Source organism: Mesorhizobium sp. M1A.F.Ca.IN.020.06.1.1, from assembly GCF_004023265.1.
In the GTDB taxonomy this organism is placed as follows: Bacteria; Pseudomonadota; Alphaproteobacteria; order Rhizobiales; family Rhizobiaceae; genus Mesorhizobium.
In genome coordinates, this window is sequence record NZ_RZSR01001146.1 from 1 (window position 1) to 1669 (window position 1669).

The window sequence follows — 1669 nt, forward strand, 5'->3', positions numbered from 1 at the left end:
CGCCATAGGTGAAGATCAGCGAAGTGAAGGCCAGGAGATATTCGGCCGACAGGATGCCGAGCAGCCAGAAGGCCGGGATCAGGATATAGCCCAGCACCTCCGCCACCGGCCCCAGAACGTCGACGATGAAGATGTGGCCGAAGCCGAGGAAGCCGACGCGGCCATAGCGCGGGTTCAAGAACATGGCGCGGTAGCGGAAGAAGCATTCGAGCGCGCCGCGCTGCCAGCGCGTGCGTTGCCTCGCCAGAACGCTCAGCGTTTCCGGCGCCTCGGTCCAGCACACCGGCTCGGGAATGAACTGAACGCGGTATTTGCGCTTCTTGTCGCGCATGTGGCGGTGCAGCTTGATCACAAGGTCGAGGTCCTCGCCCATCGAGCCTTTGGTGAAGCCGCCCACCGCCACCACTTCGGCGCGGCGGAACATGCCGAAGGCGCCGGAAACCAGCATCAGCGTGTTGACGCTGCTCCAGGCAAGGCGGGCCATCAGGAAGGCGCGCAGATATTCGACCACCTGGAAGAGCGGCAGCAGGCGGCGCGGCAAATGGACCTCGCGCACCCTGCCGGCCTCGATCTTCGAGCCGTTGGCGATGCGGATCGTGCCGCCCACCGCGATGGTGCGTTCGGGATCGTCGATGAAGGGCTGGGCGGCGCGCATCAGCGCATCGGGCTCGAGGATGGAATCGCCGTCGATCACACAAAAGAGCGGCGCGCGGCAGACATTGATGCCGGCATTCTGCGCGTCCGCCTTGCCGCCATTCTCCTTGTCGACCACGAACAGCCGCTCGGTCATCGGCGAGGAATAGAGGCCGCGGATCGGCTTGTGCGCCAGCGCGTCCTCGTAGGGACGGTGGAACTTCACCAGCTTGAAGTCCTCGATCAGGCGTTGCAAGGTCTGGTCCTTCGAGCCGTCATTGACGACGATGACCTCGAAATTCGGATATTCGAGCGCCAGCATCGAATGGACGCTCTCCACCACATTCACTTCCTCGTTATAGGCCGGCACCAGAAGCGCGATTGGCGGCGCGACCTCGCCGTAGCGCTGCCAGAGCAGCGCCGAGCGCGCCACCGGCGGGCGCTTGGACAGCGCATAGCCGGCGAGGACGAGCTGCAGCAGATAGATTGTCGTCTGCGCCAGCCCCGCCGCGATGATGAACCAGGACAGGATGGTGGCGGCAAGGACGATCTCGTCGCTCCAGTCGGCAATCATGCGGCCGGCCCCTCGGCAAGAATGAGCGAGGCGGTGCGCTGGCTGCGCGAGACCTCGCTGTCGGCAATCTGGCGCAGCAGCCGCTCGCCCGGCTGGCCGAAGGAGCGCAGCGCTTTGGCGGCGGCATAGCGCACGTTCCAGACCTCGTCGTCCAGCAGCCTGGACAGCGGCGGGGCAAGTTCGGGAAGGCCGAGGCGTCCCGCGGACTCGGCGGCGGCGGCGCGCACGTCCCAGTCGTCGTTTGCCATCGCGCTCGTCAGGATCGCCGGTGCATCGGCGTGTCCGGTGAGGCCCAGCGCGCGCAGCGCCGCGGCGACAACCTCGGGTGAGGCATCGCCGGTCAAGCCGGCGAAGAAGGCGGCAAAGCCGAAGCCGCCGGCGCGGGCGAGCGCGTCGATCGCGGCCGCCCTGATGAAGGGCACGGCGTCGACGCGCGATGCATGGATCGCAAGCTCGTTGAAG

2 protein-coding genes are annotated in these 1669 nt (G+C 66.6%); both read right to left on the reverse strand.

What is annotated here, in order from left to right; genetic code table 11:
* Positions 1 to 1207, reverse strand: a 1207-nt coding sequence (locus tag EOA60_RS31875) for a glycosyltransferase family 2 protein (protein ID WP_164899728.1), incomplete at its 3' end; no start/stop codon positions are given.
* A partial coding sequence (locus tag EOA60_RS31880; RefSeq protein ID WP_164899729.1) for a HEAT repeat domain-containing protein occupies positions 1204 to 1669 on the reverse strand: 466 nt, incomplete at its 5' end. The genes EOA60_RS31875 and EOA60_RS31880, both read right to left, overlap by 4 nt.